Below are 15,953 nucleotides of genomic sequence, written 5' to 3' on the forward strand. Positions count from 1 at the left end.
GCGTCACACCCTCTGCCGGGATGCGGGGTTGAGGACGATGTTGGCGAGCAGCGCGGCGTTGCGGTCGAAATGATGGCCGCCCGGCACGACGATCTGCGTCGCCAGGCCGCGCGGAATGGCGGGACAGGCGCTGTCCTGCTCCAGCGTGCCGCGGATGCAGCGAATGGGCACGTCGCGCAGGCGCATGATCGCGGGCACGGTCGGCTGGGCCTGCGCTGAATCAAGGTTCAGCCATGAGGCGAGGTGGAACTGAAAATCGGCGGTTGGTCCAAGCCCCAGCAGCGACAGGCTGGCGATCTGGTCGCGCGTCTGCGGATCGAGCGTGCCCATGATCGCGGGCAGCGCGTCCGCGCCGAAACTATAGCCGATCAGCATGACGCGCGGCCGGTTCCAGCGCGCGCTGTAGGCGGCGATGATACGGCGCAGATCCTGCCCCGCGCCCGCCGGCGTCCGCTGGCTCCAGAAATAGGACAGGCTGTCGATGCCGACGACCGGAATTCCCTTTGCCGCCAGCTGGCCGGCAATGTCGCGATCCAGCCCGACCCAGCCGCCATCGCCCGAATAGATGACCGCCATCCTGTCGTCATGGGTCGCGCGCGGGGCGGGCGTGACGATGTTGAGCGGCAGGTCGTCGACATTGGCCGCGTCGACGCGATTGAGCATCGGCGCCAGCGCTGCCATCACGCGCGGCATCCAGCGGGCGCGATCGGCAAAATCATGGTCGCCCTGGGGCAGGTCGATCAGGCGGGCATGGGGGACTTGGGCGACGAAGCGCCGGGCGGCGGCGAAATCGACCACCGTGTCGCGCTGCCCCTGCACCACGATCCAGGGCAGATTGATCTGGCGGTTGGGGGCAAACAGCCACCCGCGCGCTGGTTTTGCGATGGCATGGGCGCGAAAGCCGGGCGCTGAACACCAGGGCTTTTTGCCGGGGATGTCGGCGCTGAACCCCAGCGACAGGACCGCGCGATACGCCCCGTTGGGCCATTGCGCCAGACTGGCATAGGCGACCGTCGCGCCAGCGGAATAGCCGATGATGATGGGCTTCATATAGGCATGGACGCCCGCGCGATGCTGGACATCGCGCGACAGGGCGACAAGGGCATAGTTGGGGTCGATGCAGCGATCGTGCTGCCGTTCCAGCGTGCGCATCAATGTGGGGGTGGACACGCCCGCCACCAACAAGCCGCGGTTCGCCAGATCGCGCGCCATCGCGGCGGTGCCCGCATTCCATCCGCCGTCGCCGGACAGGAACAGCGCGGTCGCGCGGGGTTGGCCGCCGGGGCGGTAGAGGCGGATTCCGCCAAAGGGCGCCAGGCTGTAGGCTGTTTCCCTGACGCCCCTGTCGGCCGAAGCGCGGACCGGCGCGCAGACCCCGGTGACGACCAGCAGGCATCCGGCGACGAGGCTGGACATGGTGCGAATGATCTTGCGCATGAGCGGTAACCCCTAATGACCAGGATGCATCATGCGCCAACGCAACTGTCCCGCCATTTACGGGCGGATGACAAGTTCGTCATATAGAGGGGGGCGGCCCTATCCGCCGCCGCTGCCGACCAGCGCCTGAAGATCGATCAGGGTACGGGCGAAGGTCAGCCCCTGCGGCCCGGCGACGAAGCGCGCATCCCATTCGGGCGAGAATTTCTCCTTATAGGCGCGCAGCCCTTCAAAGCCGTACAGGGCGTTGCCATGCTGGTAGAGCATCGCCCCCAGCCGCGACCATAAGGGTGCCAGCCGCCGCGCCTCCAGCCCCGAAAGGGGCGCCATGCCGAGGTTGAACCAGCCATAGCCCTGCGCCTGTCCCCATTGCATCAGATGGACGAACAGAAAATCCATCGTGCCATAGGGCATGTCGTCGCGATGGCGCATCAGGTCGACCGACAGTTCCGATCGGTCCTGCGTTTTCCAGATATTGGCGAAGGCGACGATCCTGCCCTGCACGCGCACGACCGCGCAATCGAAATGGGCCATATAGGCGGGATCGAAGCGGCCAACGCTGAACCCCTTTTCCCGGTGCCGCTTGGCCGCCAGCCAATGCGCCGAAATGTTCGCCAGTTCGTCCATGACGCCAGCCAGCTTTTCGGCCGGGACGATGTCGAAGGTCGCGCCTTCCCGCGTGGCGCGCCGTTCGGCGTAGCGCAGCGGCTTGGCATCAGGTCCGTCCAGCGTGAAGCGGTCGAGCGGGACATGCGCCTCTTCGCCATATTTGGTGATCTGCAACCCCAGTTCGATCGCCAGCGGCAGGGCGGCGGCGCTGATCTGGTACAGCAGCAGGCGACCCTGCGCGGCATCGACCTGTTCGCGAAAGGTCCAGAGCAGGTCGCTCCATTCGGATTCGGCGCCGACGGGATCGCCCATCACGATCCAGCTATGGCCGCGTATCTGGTACATCAGGAAGGACTGGCCCGTGGCGGACAGCAGGAAGCGCTTGTCGCCGGTCAGCGCGAGATTGGCGTCGGTCCGCTGGGCCAGCGCCATTGCAGCGTCGCTTGGGCCGATGGCGGCGTTGATGTCCTGCCGGACAGGCGCGGCCGGGCGGAAAAGGCGCAGGAAGGCGACGCCCGCCAGCAGGATGGCCACGGCAAAGCTGGCCCGCAGGAAGCGCGACGCATCCCCGCGCCGGGCAAATTGCCACCACAGGTCGTTCTGATAATCCACATGCTTGTAGGCGAAGAAGCCGATCCATATCGACAGGCCGACCATCACCGCGACGGTCGCCAGCCAGCCCGGCGAAAAGGCTTCGGCCAGCAGGTGCGTCTGGCGATAGAAGGCCGGGCGGGTCCATTGCAGCGCGCCCGCGATGAGGAGCATCACGACTGCTTCCTCATAATCCAGCCCCTTGAGCAGTGAAAAGGCCGCGCCCGCGATCAACAGCAGGCGCGTCAGCCAGAAGGCCCCGTCCAGCCGCCGATAAAGGCCAGACGACAGGATCAGCAGCGCCGCGCCCACGAGGCTGCCCGCCAGATGCGATATTTCGGTAAAGGGCAGGGGCAGCAGGGTGGAGAGCGTTGCGGCCCGGCCCGGTACGGTTGGCAGCGATCCCGACACCAGCAGCACCGCGCCACCCAGAAAGACGAGCGCGGCCATCATCATGGGCGCAAGGCCGGAGGCGACGACCCGCATCCCGCCCAGCGTGCGCGCGATCGGCCGATGCCAGCGATTGCCTGCCTGAAACAGGACGATCGCAACCGCCAGCAGCAGGGGCGCGATATAATAGATCAGGCGATAGGCGAGCAGCGCGGCGACCAGTTCCGGCCGACCCGTGCCGGGCAGCGCGGCCAGCATCACGGCCTCAAATACGCCGATGCCGCCCGGGACATGGGTGATGAGGACGGCGATGATCGCCAGCGTATAGCCGATGAAGAAGGCGGGCCATTGGTCAAGGCCGATGCCGGGGACCAGGACGAACAGCGCGGCGCTGGCCGCGGCAATATCCATCGTGCCGATGCCGATCTGCGCCAGGATGCCGGTGGCTGGCGGGACCGGGACGCTCCAGCCGCGCAGCCGGATCGTGCGTCCGCGCCGTCCCGCCCAGACGGCAAGGCCGGCGATCGCCAGCAGCAGCGCGATGCCCAGTCCCCGCAGCAGGTCCGTCGATCCGGCCAGCGCGCCGATCGCCATCATTTGCGGACGCCAGACCAGCATCGCGCCTGCCAGCACGAACACCCCGCTCCAGAAAGTCGCGCTGGCGATCGTCACCACGCGCGCAATGTCGCTGAGCGACAGGCCCGCCGCCGTATAGATGCGGTAGCGGGCCGATCCGCCCGTCAGCAGCGACAGGCCAAGATTATGGCTGAGCGTATAGCTGGTGAAGGATGCCAGCGCCGCGGTGCGATAGGGCAGGGGGCGGCCGATGGCCCGCAGCGCCGATACGTCATAGAGGGTCAGCGTCAGATAGCTGATCGCGGTCAGCGCCGCCGCCGCCAGCAGGCCGGTGGTCGGCAGCGCGTGCCAGGCCGCCCGGACCTGATGCAGATGGACCTCCTGCAACAGATGGTCGAGCGCCACGAAGCCCAGCGCGGCCAGCAATATGACGATGCCCACCGACAGGGCCATGCGATACCGCTGGAACGGGTGACCCGCCATCGTGCGATCGGTCATGCTGTTCTTCACCCCCGTTGCCGCGTCCATATCTGGCTTTTGCACAGCCAGCCGCGAAACAGGCAACCCGATATCTTCAATCGATCGGCATCGAGTTGCTCGATCGTCGAGGAAAAGCTGCGGCCCTTGTCAGGCACGAATACATAGCCGGACCAGCGCCCCGGCCCGCGATAATGATAATCCTGAAGCAATGCGGTGCCGACCAGATGCGCGACCCCGGCATCGGCTGCATCAGCGGTCGCGTGGCCGTCGGCCCAGCGCACCCAGCCGCACAGCGCGTCGCGGCAGGCGCCCGTCGTCACGACCACGCTGCCATGGGGATTGACCCAGTTGCCCTCGATCGGTTCCGCCGCAAGGCCGGGCCGCGGCAGGAACAGGGCGCTCAGGAGCAGGGCGCTGGCGACGATCAGCCAATGGCCAAGGCGCGGCATGGTTTACGACCGTCCCACAAGATGGGCGCGGACCATCGCCGCGCGCAACGTGCCATAGACAGCGTCGACATCGCCGTTCAGCCGATGGCCGCCGGGCAAGGCCACGGACCGGGCGTTGGGCTGATGCAGCAGCGGGCACAGGCTGGACGCTTCCTCGCGCCCCTGAATGCACAGCAGCGGCGTCCAGGTGATTTGGCGCGCGGTCGGCCATGCGTCCGATTCCGCCATGGCGAAGGTGAAGATTTCCGATGGGGATGCCCTGTATTGGACCGTCGCCCCCGGCACCACCAGCGCGACCAGTCCGATCGACGACCGATCGGCGCGCGGCAATTTGCTGAGCGCGACATGCAGCATGTCCGCGCCATAGGATTGGCCAACGAGCAACAGCCGTCCCCGTGGGTTGATCTTGCGGGCCTGGGCGATCGCCGATTCCAGCAGCCCGTAGGCATCGGCGGCGGTGCGGGTCGTCCTGAAATAGCTGAGCGAATTGACGCCGACGACCGGTACGCCGTCCGCGACCAGCCTGGCCGCGACCTTTGGCCCCATGCCGACGCGAAATCCCATGTCGCCCGACCACAGGATCGCGACCGGGGCTAAGGGTTGCGGCTGATAATGGGCCGGGCGCATCGGCGTGAAAAGGTCGCCGCCCAGATAGCCGAGCCAGGCGAGTTTGAGCGCGATCACCACCAGCAGCGCGCCGATCCCTGCTATCCATCGCTTTTTAGACTTGCGCATCATCCGTCGGGCCTCTGGTCTGTTATCTTCGCCCTTTTGCGCCGGCTTATCCATCGCATCGGTGACCTTTGCATGAACTCTATGTCATGTACCGGACAGCGCGGGGACAAGAGCCATGGGTTAGAAGGACGATCATGATCTGGTCCGCCCGCCCTTTCTATGCCGTCGCGATATTGCTGGCGTCCTTCGCGCCGCTGCTGGCGACGCGGCTGGCGCGCGCGCCATCGGCCCCTACGGCGGTGAGCGATCGCATGGGGCTGACGCTGGGCGAGGACGAGCGCCATCATATCGTCGTGACCAGCCTGCGCAGCGGCGGCGTCGCCGATCGCGATGGCATCGCGGTAGGCGATCAGCTGACCGGCATGGCGGGGCGACCGGCAACGACGCTGGAGGCGGTGCGCAGACTGGTGCGCGCGCCGGGGCATTGCGCCATGCCGCTGATGCTGGCGCGGCATGGCATTCCCTATCGAGCGATAATCTGGCAGTGCGGCAGGGCCAGCATCGGTTAGAAGGATCAATCCCATGGGTCGCAAGATTTTGCTGGTAGAGGATGACCGGACGACCGCCGACTTCATCATGAAGGGGCTGGCCGAACATGGCCATGTCGGCGACCATGCCGCCAATGGCCGCGACGGCCTGTTCATGGCGACCGACGGCGGCTATGACGCGATCATTCTGGACCGGATGCTGCCGGGCATGGACGGGCTGGCGGTGCTGGGCGCGCTGCGGGCTGCCGGGATCGAAACGCCGGTCATCCTGCTGTCCGCGCTGGGCTCCGTCGATGACCGGGTGACGGGGCTGACCGCGGGATCGGACGATTATCTGGTCAAGCCCTTCGCCTTTGCCGAGTTGCTGGCACGGCTGGAACTGCTGATGCGGCGGCGCGGGAGCGGCACGCATGTCGAGACGGTCCTGATGTGCGCCACGTTGCGCATGGACCTGCTGAAGCGCGAGGTCAGGCGCGATGCGCGCGTCATCGACCTGCAACCGCGCGAGTTTCGCCTGCTGGAATATCTGATGCGCCATGCAGGGCAGGTCGTCACCCGGACGATGTTGCTGGAAGGGGTGTGGGATTATCATTTCGACCCCGGCACCAACGTCATCGACGTGCATATCAGCCGCCTGCGCCGCAAGGTCGACGGGGATGGCGACCAGCCCCTGATCCATACCGTGCGCGGCGCGGGCTATCGGCTGGGCGAATGAGGCCGGGTGCATGAGGCTGGACCAATGACCGCCACCCGCGCCCTGCGCTGGCTGCGATCGTCCCATGCGCGCTTCATCGGGCTGATCCTGCTGCTGGAGCTGGTCTTTGGTGGCGCGTTGCTGCTGTCGGTGACGCAACTGGTCCACGCCAGCCTGGACGCGGCGGACAATGCCATTGCGCGCGACACGCGCGACACGTTGCTGGAAATCGGGCGGCAGGACGGGGATCGAGCGCTTGCCAGCGCCGTCACCGCGCGGGCGCAGGAGGAAAGCGACGCCGTGCTGCTCCTCGCGCGAGCCGATGGCGGCCGGATCGCGGGCAATCTGTCAGGCTGGCCGCCGGTCATTCCCGCCGACACCAAAGGGGTCAAGGCGAAGCTGTATCGCATCGGCGACACCGATGCCCTGTCCTACACGATCGTCGCCACCCGATTGCGGGATGGCCGCCGCCTGATGGTGGGCGAAAGCACCGACGACAGCGACCAGATCCGCGAGACGGTGGAACGCACGCTGCTGACAGCCCTGCTGATGGCTTTGCCGCTCGCGATCGTCGCGGCATGGCTGGTGGTCCATATCATCGACCGGCGGATCGGGCATATCGCAGCGACCGCCGCGCGGGTCGGCGCGGGCGAGATCGACCGGCGCGTGCCGCTGGACGGATCGGGCGACAGTTTCGACACGCTGGGCCGCACGATCAACAATATGCTGGACCAGATCGGTGCGCTGCTGGCGGAATTGCGGACGGTTACGGACAGCATCGCCCATGACCTGCGATCACCGTTGACCCGGTTGCGGACGCGGATCGACCGGGCGATGCTGTCGGACAATCCGGCAGACCTGCGCGAGGCGATCGACGGGATCAGCCGGGAGGCCGACCAGTTGCTGGCGATGCTGGCGACCGCGCTGGAGGTCAGCCGGATGGAGGCGGGCATCGGGCGGGACCGTTTCGTCGCGACCGACCTGGCGGCCATGCTGGTCGACATGGGCGAATTGTACGAGCCGGTCAGCGAGGATCAGGGGCGGACGCTGGCCATATCGATCGAGCATCCCGTCACATTGCCGGTCCATCGCGAACTGCTGGGGCAGGCGATCGCCAACCTGATCGACAATGCGCTGAAATATGGGGCGGGACGGATGACGCTGTACCTGACGGTCGAGGGGGACGAAGTCATCGTCGGGCTGGCGGACCAGGGGGCGGGAATCGCGCCCGAACGAGAGGCCGAGGCATTGCGCCGCTTCGGGCGTCTGGACCCTGCCAGGGGGATAGCAGGGGCCGGCCTCGGTCTCTCTCTCATCGCGGCGGTTGCGAGGATGCACGGAGGAGACGTGCGATTCGACCGTCGCGACGAACAATTTGCCGTGGAAATGCTGCTCAGGCGCCCCGCTTAGGGGCGCGGTGGCGCGACGGCACTGTTCAGGCGACGGGAGCCGGGTCGGGTCGACAGGGGGGACACCCGATGCCGACTTCCCGTCGCGGGGCTGGCTGTTACCGGCTTATTTGGAGGCGGGCTTCGTCGCGGTCGTGGTGGTGGTGGTCGTCGTCGAGACCTTCTTGGCGGCCTTGTGCTTCATGGCATGATGGGCAGGCTTGGCCGAGGCAGTGGCGGCCGATGCGGCGAGCGGGGTCGCGACCACGGCGAGGGAAGCCAGGCTGGTCAGGATCAGGCGAGTGTTCATGGGTTCAACTCCTATCAAGCGGTCCTTTCTGGACTGCCTGATCCTTATGGCAGCAGCGCCCCGTCGCGAGCGTGACCGGAAGATGAACTTTCGGACAGACGCGACGGGATGGCCGTCATGTGGTTGGCGATTCTGACATCGCGACGGACGCCCCGTTCAGCGCGAACGGGAAATGCAGCGGAAGCCGATATGGCTCGTCGAACTGTCGATCGCCTGTGCGTGGCGGGCGGCCGGGCGGTAGCGCTGGCAGTAATTGGCGGCGCACAGATGCGATCCGCCCTTGAGCACCTTGCGCGGGATCGCGATGTCCGGCGCGGCGGGGTCAAGGCTTTCGCGCTTCGTCGCGCCGCGCGGATTGGCCGGAACGCAGCAACTGCCCCGGCTTTTGCGTTCGAGCCTGGGCTGGCCGTACCAGTCGGACGTCCATTCCCAGACATTGCCGATCATGTCGAACAGGCCATAGCCATTGGCGGGATAGCTGCGCACGGGCGAGGTGCGTTCATAGCCGTCCTCCAGCGTGTTGCCGTAGGGAAACGCGCCCTGCCAGTAATTGGCGAGCATGGCGCCGCCCGGCGCGAGTTCGTCGCCCCAGGCATAGTCCGCCCCGTCCATGCCGCCGCGCGCGGCAAATTCCCATTCCGCCTCCGTGGGCAGGGTCTTGCCCGCCCATTTGGCATAGGCTTCGACATCCTGATAGGCGACATGGACCACGGGATGATCCTCCAGCCCGGCGATGCTGCTGTCGGGCCCATGCGGGTGCCGCCAGTCCGTTCCGGTGCTGAACGTCCACCACTGGCTGTAATCGCCCAGATCGACCGGCCCCGCCGTCCGCTGGAACAGGAGCGATCCGGCCACCGCCAGTGCCGGGTCCATGCCCGGATAGTCGCGGGGGTCGGGCGGAATTTCGGCAAAGCTGCGATAGCCGGTCGCATCGACGAAAGCGGCGAATTCCCGGTTGGTGACGGGGGTTTCGTCGATCCAGAAGCCGTCCACCCGCACGGTGCGTACCGGCGCTTCTTCTGGATAGAAATTGACCGATCCCATCTGGAAGGCACCGCCTTCGATCCACCGCATTCCGTTTTTGTCAGTCAATCCGATCGTCCTTGCACTCAGTTCGGCCTGGCTATGGTCGGTTAGCCAGGGCCGCCCGCCGCCCGCATCGCCTCCCGGTCGAAAATGATCGTCGATGGCGTATATTCGCCGTTCATCGTCAGCCGCAAATAGCGGGCCGCATTGGCAAGATAGAGCTTGGGATCGCTTTCCGCCACCTTTGCGATGGGGAGGGCAGGGCGGGCCGCTTCGCCGATGAATGTGAGCGCGTTGATCGCATGGAGCCGGACCTGCCAGGTTTGCGAGGGCGCGCACAAGGCGATGAGCGCCGGGACCGAGTCCGCCGTTTCGCCCAGCCGGGCCAAGGCTTCGGCCAGCTGGATGCGGACATGGGGGGATGATTCGGCCTTCAGCCGGGCCAGCATGTCGGCCTGGGCCGGGCGCGCAGCATCGCCATGGATCAGCAGGCCCATGGCGCCCCAATAGCGAATGACCTCTACCGGGCTGGCGAGCGCCGCGCGCAGTTGCGGCAGATTGTCGGGCCGGGCGGCGGCGGCGGAATGGGCCAGCGCCATGACGTCCTTGAGCGGGTAGAGCGCGGGATTGCGCGAGTCTTCCCAGCCTTCGCCCTTCATATCCTCCGGCAGGAAGCCATTGTCGTTGATGGCGATCATATGATCGTCGAGCAGCCGCGAGAATTTGGCGAGCGTGGCGGCATGCGCCGGTTCACGCGCCAGATCCTTGATCTCATGCGGGTCGGACGACAGGTCGTACAGTTCCTCGAACGGCTTGGTCTGGAAGAAGCGGTCCTGCACCGCGTTCAGCGTGCCGTCGATATGCGCCTGTTCCCAATCCTGATAGCCCTTGGCGAGCCATTCAAACGCCTGATGCTGGCCCCAGGGACGATGCGGCATATAGTTGCGGATATAGCGCCAGCGGCCATCGGTGACGGTGCGCTGGAAATCGATCCGCTCGTCCATGCGGTTGCGCATGCCGAACGCGACGGCCTGTGGCCGCGCCTTGGGGCCAAGGAACGGCTTGCCGCGCATCTGTTTGGGCTGGGCCGCGCCGGCGAGCGACAGGACGGTGGGGGCAAGGTCGATGAAGCTGACCGGGGTGGCGACCTCGCTGCCCGGCTTGGCAGGCATCAGGTGCCGCCATTTGGGCGGCACATAGACGACCATTTCGCACCGCAGGCCTTCATCATAACAATAGCGTTTCGACCGGCCGAGCACGCCACCATTGTCGGAATAATGAAAGACGATCGTATCGTCGGCCAGCCCGTCGGCCGCCAGTTCGGCGAGCCGTTCGGCCAACTGGCCGTCCATTTTTTCGATGAGGTTATAATAGCTGGCGAAATCCTGCCGGATGCCCGGCGTATCGGGCAGGAAGGGCGGCAGCGTCACCATGTCCGGCGTCACCCGCCCAGGCGTGGGACTGAACAGGCGGGATTCATGGGTGGTTTCATAGTTGAACACGGCCATGAAGGGCTGCGTCCTGTCGGTGCGCGAGCGCCAGTGCGCCGCATTGCCTTCTCCATCCCAGATCGCCTTGGGATCGACATCGCAATTATAGTCGGTCTTGGCGTTGTTGGTGCAGAAATAGCCAGCCGCCCGCATCAGTTCGGGATAGGTGCGGAAGTCCCTGGGAAGCTTTGCCACGGCGCGCATCTGGTTCGCAGGCGCGCAGCTTTCGGGATAGACGCCGGTCAGTATGCCAAAGCGCGAGGGCGCGCAGACCGGCGCGTTGGAATAGACGTTGCGGTACAACAGCCCCTTTTTCGCCAGCCCGTCGATCGTGGGCGTATGGGCCAGCCGGTCGCCATAGGCGCCGATATAGGGATTATTATCCTCGCTCACGATCCACAGGATATTGGGGCGCTCACCCTTGGCGGGCTTTGCCAGCGCGCCCGACCCAGCGGCGGCGGCGAGGCCAGCGGCTGACCCCAATATGGTGCGACGGGAGATGTCATGGGTCATGGCTTGGTGCTTCCCTGGACCTGGCGCGTCAATTCTTCGCTGAGCGGCGGGGTGTAGATGAGCGGCTTGCCAGCGGCCTGCGCCTTGAGCTTGGCGGGGCTGTCGGGCAGGATCGGATCGAGCCGGTCGACGGGGTTGGGCTTCACATACCAGTCAGCGGGGAAATCGGCCGCGCGCGGGCCGTCAATATCGCGCCGCACCGCGCCGATCGACAGGCGCGCGCTGTAGGGAATGTTGTGGCGGCCATTGCGGTCGGCAAGCTGCTGGTAGAGCGCGACGCGCAATTCCTGTTTCTTCGCGGCCCAGGCCGGATCGTTGACGAGATTGTGCATCTCGTCCGGGTCGGTGTTGAGATCATACAGTTCGTCCGTGTCCCAGACGCCGTAATATTGGATATATTTCACATTGTCGCGTTCGATGGCGAAGGTGCCCGGCGTCATCGGGAAATTATATTCCCAATAATATTCATAGACGAAATCGCCCGGCTTCCAGTCCTTGGCGGCCTGCTTCCCTTCCCACAGCGCCCATGCGCTCTTGCCTTCAAACTGTTCGGGGCGGGCCGCGCCCGCGACGTCGAGGAAGGTCGGGGCGAAATCGAGATTGCGGATGCGGCCTTCATTGACCGTGGCCGCCGGGATCGTGCCCGGTTCCCACACCAGCAGCGGCACGCGCACCGACGCCTGATAGGCGTTGCGCTTGTCGATCAGCCCATGTTCGCCGACCATATAGCCATTGTCGGACGTGAAAACGACCAGCGTATCCTTGTCCAGTCCATTCTTGCGCAGATAGTCCATGATCCGGCCAAGGCTGTCGTCGATCGCCGACAGCGTGCCGTAATAATATTTGAGATATTCGGTCATCGGCACGTCGGCATTGTAGAAAAAGTCGATGCCATGCCAGCTGTTGCGCTGGTTGCGCACCCATACCGGCTTGCCTTCATTATTCTGGGGCGTGTTCGCCGCGCTGGCGGGCAGGGTGAAGCGCGCCTTGTCATATTGATGCGCGTAGCGCGGCGGGGGCAGGGGGTCGGAATGGACGCCCTTGTGGCTGAGATAGAGGAAGAAGGGCTTTTTGGGATCGCGCTCCTTCTGCAGCCAGTTCATCGCATAGTCGGTCAGTTCGTCGGTGATATAGCCCTGCTGCGGCACTGCCTTGCCATCGACATTGAGGTTGGGGGAGCTATGCGCGCTTTCCGCCTTTGCCGGCCAGTAATTGCCCTGCCCCTTGAGGCTGACCCATTTGTCGAAGCCGGGGCGCGGGCCGTCGGTTTCGCTGCCCATATGCCATTTGCCGAAGAAGGCGGTGTTGTAGCCGGTCTGCTGCAAATAGCTGGGGAAATAGGTGAGGCCAGCTTCGCTGCTGTCATTATTGTCGACGATGCCGTGGTTGCGCGCGGTTTGCCCGGTCAGGATGGTCGCGCGGCTGGGGCTGCATAGCGAGGAGGTGACGACGGCGTTGGGAAAATAGCTGCCTTCCTTTGCCATGCGGTCGATGTTCGGCGTCTTGAGGAGGCCCGGCTGAAGGAAGCCCATGCCGTCATAGCGCAGGTCATCCACGAGCACGAAAATGATGTTGCGGGGGCGCTGCTGCTGCTCCTGGGCAGGGGCGGTCGCGGCCTTTTTGGGCGCGGCGGCGATCGAGACGGGCGCCGTGAAGGAGCAGGCGATAATGCAGGCCGCGCCCGTCAGTGCGCGGCGCAGCGTGGGTGCCCATTTCTTGTTGTTCGACACAGCGCGGTCCTCTCAATCTGCTTTAACTGGATATAATAGGCTGGCGTTCCGATGACGCCGGGAATGGCCTTGAAACGGCCCGTCCATCAATAGACCATCTCCGTTTCCCGCCCGTTCACCGTCACCTTGCGGGTGGAATGGAGCTTCCACAACGGGGCGGGGAGCGATGTGCGATAACGCTCGATCGCGCCTTTCAGTCGCTTGTCATTCTTTGGATCCCTGGCCGACAGATCCTGCTCTTCGGCGGGATCGGCCTTCAGATCGTAAAGATACGACTGGTTCCAGTCGCGCGAGAGCCAGACTTTCTTGTCGCCCTGCCGCGCGGCATAGACCGGCTCCTGACCCCAGACCAGCAGGCGGTCGGGCTGTGGCTTGCGCGCGGTCGTCACCAGGTCATGCCCTTCCAGTTCCCTGGGCAGGGCATGGGCCGGGTCTGCGGCGCGCAGCACCGTTGCCGCAATGTCGAGCGAGGAAACCGGGCTGGCGCTGATGCCGCGCGTCTTGAGGCCCGCGGGCCATGAAAATACGAAGGGCACCCGCACCCCGCCTTCCAGATAGGTGAATTTGCCAGCGCCGAATGGATGGTCGGGATTGCAAAAGCCAAAGCGATGCGGACAGCCATTATCGGACAGGAACAGGACCATCGTATTGTCCCGCACGCCGCGCTTTTCCAGCGTATCGAGTATCTGGCCCACGCCATCGTCCATCGCCGCGATCATCGCGACATAGGTGCGGCGTACCGGATCCTTGATATGCGCGAACCGGTCATAATAGCTTTGCGGCACCTGCAACGGCCAATGCGGGGCGTTGTAGGCGACATAGGCGAAAAACGGGCTGTTCTTGTCCGCCGTGGCGCGGGTGATGAAATCGACCGCGCGATCGGTGATCTGGTTGGTCAGATAGCGCGAGAAATCGTCCGCAGGGCGCGCGTCCGGGCCTTCCACCATGGCATGGTTGCCGGTGCGGGGGCCGATTTCATATTTATCCTCTTTGGTCGGGGTGGTGACGATGCCGGGCGTGGCGGGATCGACATAATTGGTTTCCCCGGCCAGGAAGCCGAAAAATTCGTCGAAGCCGCGCCGCGTGGGATAGAATTGCGGGTCCGATCCCAGATGCCATTTGCCAAAGGCAGCGGCGCGATAGCCAAGCGGGCGCAGGCGGTCGGCCAGCGTCTTCTGGTCGACGGGCAGGCCAGCGCCCTTATCGCCTTCATCATTGATATTGTAGGTGAAGCCAAAACGCTGGGGCATGCGGCCGGTCAACAGGGCCGCCCGGCTGACCGCGCATACCGACGCCGCGACATAGGCGTCCGAAAAGGCGACGCCCGATTGTGCGATCCGGTCTATGTTCGGGGTCGGCGCATCGCGACGGCCGTAGGTCGACACGTCCGCCCAGTCGAGATCGTCCACCAGGATGATCACGACATTGGGGCGTGCCGCCGCCGCCACGTCCCTGGCAGGCGTTGGCGTGGCAGGTGTCGGCTGGGGCGTCGCGGTGATCCCGGTCGTCGTCGGCGCGCCCAGCCCGAAGGTCAGGGCGCTGGCGGCCAGCAGCAACGAGGCGAGGGGGCGGCGGGGGCGCTGGACCATCGGGTGGACCCTTTCTTGCGAAGCGATGTCAGGCGGGCAGGACGGCGTCGGCGGATGCGGCGATGGCGCGGCCATAGCCCCGCATGCCCAGCAGCAGGGCGGCGACCGACAGCGGCGAGGCGATGGCGCAGACCAGCGTGATGGCGGCGGGCAAAGCCTGCGGATCGCCATACCAATAATCGGTCACGAGCGCGATGGCGAACGGCCCGCCAGCCGCGCCGATCAGATTGACGATCAGCATATAGCCCGCCGATACCGACGCCCGCATCCGGTTGGGGGTGATTTCCTGCAAGGCGGCAAGACCACCGCCGAAATTGAATCCAGCCAGGAAGTTCATCGCGCCGATCAGCGCGAGCGACAGGGCCGCGGTCGGCATCTGGGGGAACAATATGGTCACCGGGATCAGGCTGATGAAGCCGAACAGGGCGGCATAGAGATTGCCGCGCGCGATCCCGCGCCGCCGCAATGCCGAGGCCGCAAAGCCGCCGATCAGCGTGCCGCTCACGCCGCAGACCGCCGTGATCGTGCCATAGAGGCCGCCAATCTGCGCGGTGGTCAACCCGAATTTGCGCTCCAGGAAAGCGGGAATCCACGCACCCGTCGCATTGCCGACCAGGATCATCAGCGCAAAGCCCAGGCTGATGCCGACATAGGCCTGCCAGTGCCGGGCGATGTGCGCGAACAGCACCGGAAAGGGCGGGCTGGGCGCATGGACGCCTTCGCCCCGGCGCGGGGGTTCAGGGACAAGCAGCATGAGCGCGGAGAGCAGCAGGCCGGGCAGGCCGAGCACCAGAAACGCGATATGCCAGCCTTTGGTCTCGCCGATCAGCGGCACGTTCACGATGCTGGATGGCGGCACGACCGTTGCGAGCAGCCCCCCAAGCAGCAGCGCCGCCGCGCCGCCGACATAGATGCCCATCTGATAGACGCCCATGGCCGCGGGCAGCCGGTGCTTGGGGAAATAATCGGACAGGATGGAGTAGGCGGCGGGGCTGAGCCCCCCTTCGCCCGCGCCCACGCCGATACGGGCGACGAACAGCATGCCGAAGCTGCGGGCGAGACCGCACAGGGCGGTCGCGAGGCTCCAGATGAAGATAGCGGCGGCAACGATATTGCGGCGGTTGGCCCGATCCGCCAGCCGCGCGACCGGAATGCCGACCAGCACGTAGAACATGGTGAAGCTGAGGCCGTAAAGCAGGCTCATCGCGGTGTCGCTGACCTGCAAATCTTCCTTTATGGGCTGCACCAGAAGCGCCAGAGCCTGCCGGTCGACAAAGGCGAATGTATTGGCAGCGGCAAGCATGAACGCCGCGAACCACGCCTGACGCGCTGGTGGCCACGTGTCTGTTGTCGTCGACTCCGCCATTTCAACCTCTCCACGAATATGTAGCGCTACAAAGCTTGTATCGGCCCTGCTGTCAATATCGGCGTGACCGGACGGACATTCTAACCCCTGTT

The 15,953-nt window shown here is 65.4% G+C and carries 13 protein-coding genes; 3 read left to right on the forward strand and 10 right to left on the reverse strand.

Annotated features, from left to right (window positions below; all coding sequences use genetic code 11):
- Nucleotides 1-3: 3 nt before the first annotated feature.
- From IWY39_RS13490 to IWY39_RS13505, 4 genes are all read right to left on the reverse strand, one after another.
- Nucleotides 4-1,437, reverse strand: a complete 1,434-nt coding sequence (locus IWY39_RS13490; RefSeq protein ID WP_107123324.1) for an AcvB/VirJ family lysyl-phosphatidylglycerol hydrolase — start codon at nt 1,435-1,437, stop codon at nt 4-6.
- A gap of 99 nt (nt 1,438-1,536) precedes the next feature.
- Nucleotides 1,537-4,131 carry a bifunctional lysylphosphatidylglycerol flippase/synthetase MprF gene (gene mprF / locus IWY39_RS13495; protein ID WP_107123323.1) on the reverse strand — a complete coding sequence of 865 codons (2,595 nt, stop codon included), beginning with the start codon at nt 4,129-4,131 and terminating at the stop codon, nt 1,537-1,539.
- The gene (locus tag IWY39_RS13500; RefSeq protein ID WP_107123322.1) at nt 4,110-4,532 is read right to left on the reverse strand and encodes a DUF2147 domain-containing protein; all 423 of its coding nucleotides are present in this window, start codon (nt 4,530-4,532) and stop codon (nt 4,110-4,112) included. Before IWY39_RS13500 ends, mprF begins: the two co-directional genes overlap by 22 nt.
- Nucleotides 4,533-4,535: 3 nt before the next feature.
- Nucleotides 4,536-5,321 carry an AcvB/VirJ family lysyl-phosphatidylglycerol hydrolase gene (locus IWY39_RS13505; RefSeq protein ID WP_107123321.1) on the reverse strand — a complete coding sequence of 262 codons (786 nt, stop codon included), beginning with the start codon at nt 5,319-5,321 and terminating at the stop codon, nt 4,536-4,538.
- 80 nt (nt 5,322-5,401) lie between these two features.
- Here IWY39_RS13505 and IWY39_RS13510 point away from each other — a divergent pair, with 80 nt between their 5' ends.
- Genes IWY39_RS13510 through IWY39_RS13520 form a run of 3 tightly spaced genes read left to right on the forward strand, consistent with a single transcriptional unit; the run spans nt 5,402 to nt 7,859 of the window.
- Nucleotides 5,402-5,776: a PDZ domain-containing protein gene (locus tag IWY39_RS13510; RefSeq protein ID WP_107123320.1), complete on the forward strand. Its 375-nt coding sequence runs from the start codon at nt 5,402-5,404 to the stop codon at nt 5,774-5,776.
- A gap of 13 nt (nt 5,777-5,789) precedes the next feature.
- Nucleotides 5,790-6,470 (forward strand): winged helix-turn-helix domain-containing protein, encoded by a 681-nt coding sequence (locus IWY39_RS13515; protein ID WP_017183901.1) that lies wholly within the window; start codon nt 5,790-5,792, stop codon nt 6,468-6,470.
- A 24-nt stretch (nt 6,471-6,494) separates the two neighbouring features.
- Entirely contained in the window at nt 6,495-7,859 is a 1,365-nt protein-coding gene (locus IWY39_RS13520; RefSeq protein ID WP_107123319.1) for a sensor histidine kinase, read from the forward strand.
- A 105-nt stretch (nt 7,860-7,964) separates the two neighbouring features.
- Here the strand turns inward: IWY39_RS13520 and IWY39_RS13525 are convergent, their stop codons facing one another.
- From IWY39_RS13525 to IWY39_RS13550, 6 genes are all read right to left on the reverse strand, one after another.
- The gene (locus IWY39_RS13525; protein WP_017183903.1) at nt 7,965-8,147 is read right to left on the reverse strand and encodes a hypothetical protein; all 183 of its coding nucleotides are present in this window, start codon (nt 8,145-8,147) and stop codon (nt 7,965-7,967) included.
- 156 nt (nt 8,148-8,303) lie between these two features.
- Entirely contained in the window at nt 8,304-9,221 is a 918-nt protein-coding gene (locus IWY39_RS13530; protein ID WP_019053038.1) for a formylglycine-generating enzyme family protein, read from the reverse strand.
- 59 nt (nt 9,222-9,280) lie between these two features.
- Complete coding sequence (locus IWY39_RS13535) at nt 9,281-11,176, reverse strand: sulfatase-like hydrolase/transferase (protein ID WP_107123318.1); 1,896 nt, start codon at nt 11,174-11,176, stop codon at nt 9,281-9,283.
- Entirely contained in the window at nt 11,173-12,906 is a 1,734-nt protein-coding gene (locus IWY39_RS13540; protein WP_107123317.1) for a sulfatase family protein, read from the reverse strand. The genes IWY39_RS13535 and IWY39_RS13540 overlap by 4 nt, the downstream gene beginning before the upstream one ends.
- A gap of 86 nt (nt 12,907-12,992) precedes the next feature.
- Nucleotides 12,993-14,495 (reverse strand): sulfatase family protein, encoded by a 1,503-nt coding sequence (locus IWY39_RS13545; RefSeq protein ID WP_229380547.1) that lies wholly within the window; start codon nt 14,493-14,495, stop codon nt 12,993-12,995.
- A 28-nt stretch (nt 14,496-14,523) separates the two neighbouring features.
- Nucleotides 14,524-15,861 (reverse strand): spinster family MFS transporter, encoded by a 1,338-nt coding sequence (locus IWY39_RS13550; protein WP_037514928.1) that lies wholly within the window; start codon nt 15,859-15,861, stop codon nt 14,524-14,526.
- Nucleotides 15,862-15,953: the final 92 nt, after the last annotated feature.

The organism is Sphingobium sp. JAI105 (assembly GCF_015752145.1).
Lineage (GTDB): Bacteria > Pseudomonadota > Alphaproteobacteria > Sphingomonadales > Sphingomonadaceae > Sphingobium > Sphingobium xenophagum.

Bases quoted from the DNA above. Each gene is read 5' to 3' on its own strand.
- IWY39_RS13525 (WP_017183903.1), bottom strand. From the start codon at position 8,147: ATGAACACTCGCCTGATCCTGACCAGCCTGGCTTCCCTCGCCGTGGTC.
- IWY39_RS13520 (WP_107123319.1), top strand. From the start codon at position 6,495: ATGACCGCCACCCGCGCCCTGCGCTGGCTGCGATCGTCCCATGCGCGC.
- IWY39_RS13550 (WP_037514928.1), bottom strand. From the start codon at position 15,861: ATGGCGGAGTCGACGACAACAGACACGTGGCCACCAGCGCGTCAGGCG.
- mprF (WP_107123323.1), bottom strand. From the start codon at position 4,131: ATGGACGCGGCAACGGGGGTGAAGAACAGCATGACCGATCGCACGATG.
- IWY39_RS13505 (WP_107123321.1), bottom strand. From the start codon at position 5,321: ATGGATAAGCCGGCGCAAAAGGGCGAAGATAACAGACCAGAGGCCCGA.
- IWY39_RS13510 (WP_107123320.1), top strand. From the start codon at position 5,402: ATGATCTGGTCCGCCCGCCCTTTCTATGCCGTCGCGATATTGCTGGCG.
- IWY39_RS13490 (WP_107123324.1), bottom strand. From the start codon at position 1,437: ATGCGCAAGATCATTCGCACCATGTCCAGCCTCGTCGCCGGATGCCTG.
- IWY39_RS13545 (WP_229380547.1), bottom strand. From the start codon at position 14,495: ATGGTCCAGCGCCCCCGCCGCCCCCTCGCCTCGTTGCTGCTGGCCGCC.
- IWY39_RS13530 (WP_019053038.1), bottom strand. From the start codon at position 9,221: ATGCGGTGGATCGAAGGCGGTGCCTTCCAGATGGGATCGGTCAATTTC.
- IWY39_RS13535 (WP_107123318.1), bottom strand. From the start codon at position 11,176: ATGACCCATGACATCTCCCGTCGCACCATATTGGGGTCAGCCGCTGGC.
- IWY39_RS13500 (WP_107123322.1), bottom strand. From the start codon at position 4,532: ATGCCGCGCCTTGGCCATTGGCTGATCGTCGCCAGCGCCCTGCTCCTG.
- IWY39_RS13515 (WP_017183901.1), top strand. From the start codon at position 5,790: ATGGGTCGCAAGATTTTGCTGGTAGAGGATGACCGGACGACCGCCGAC.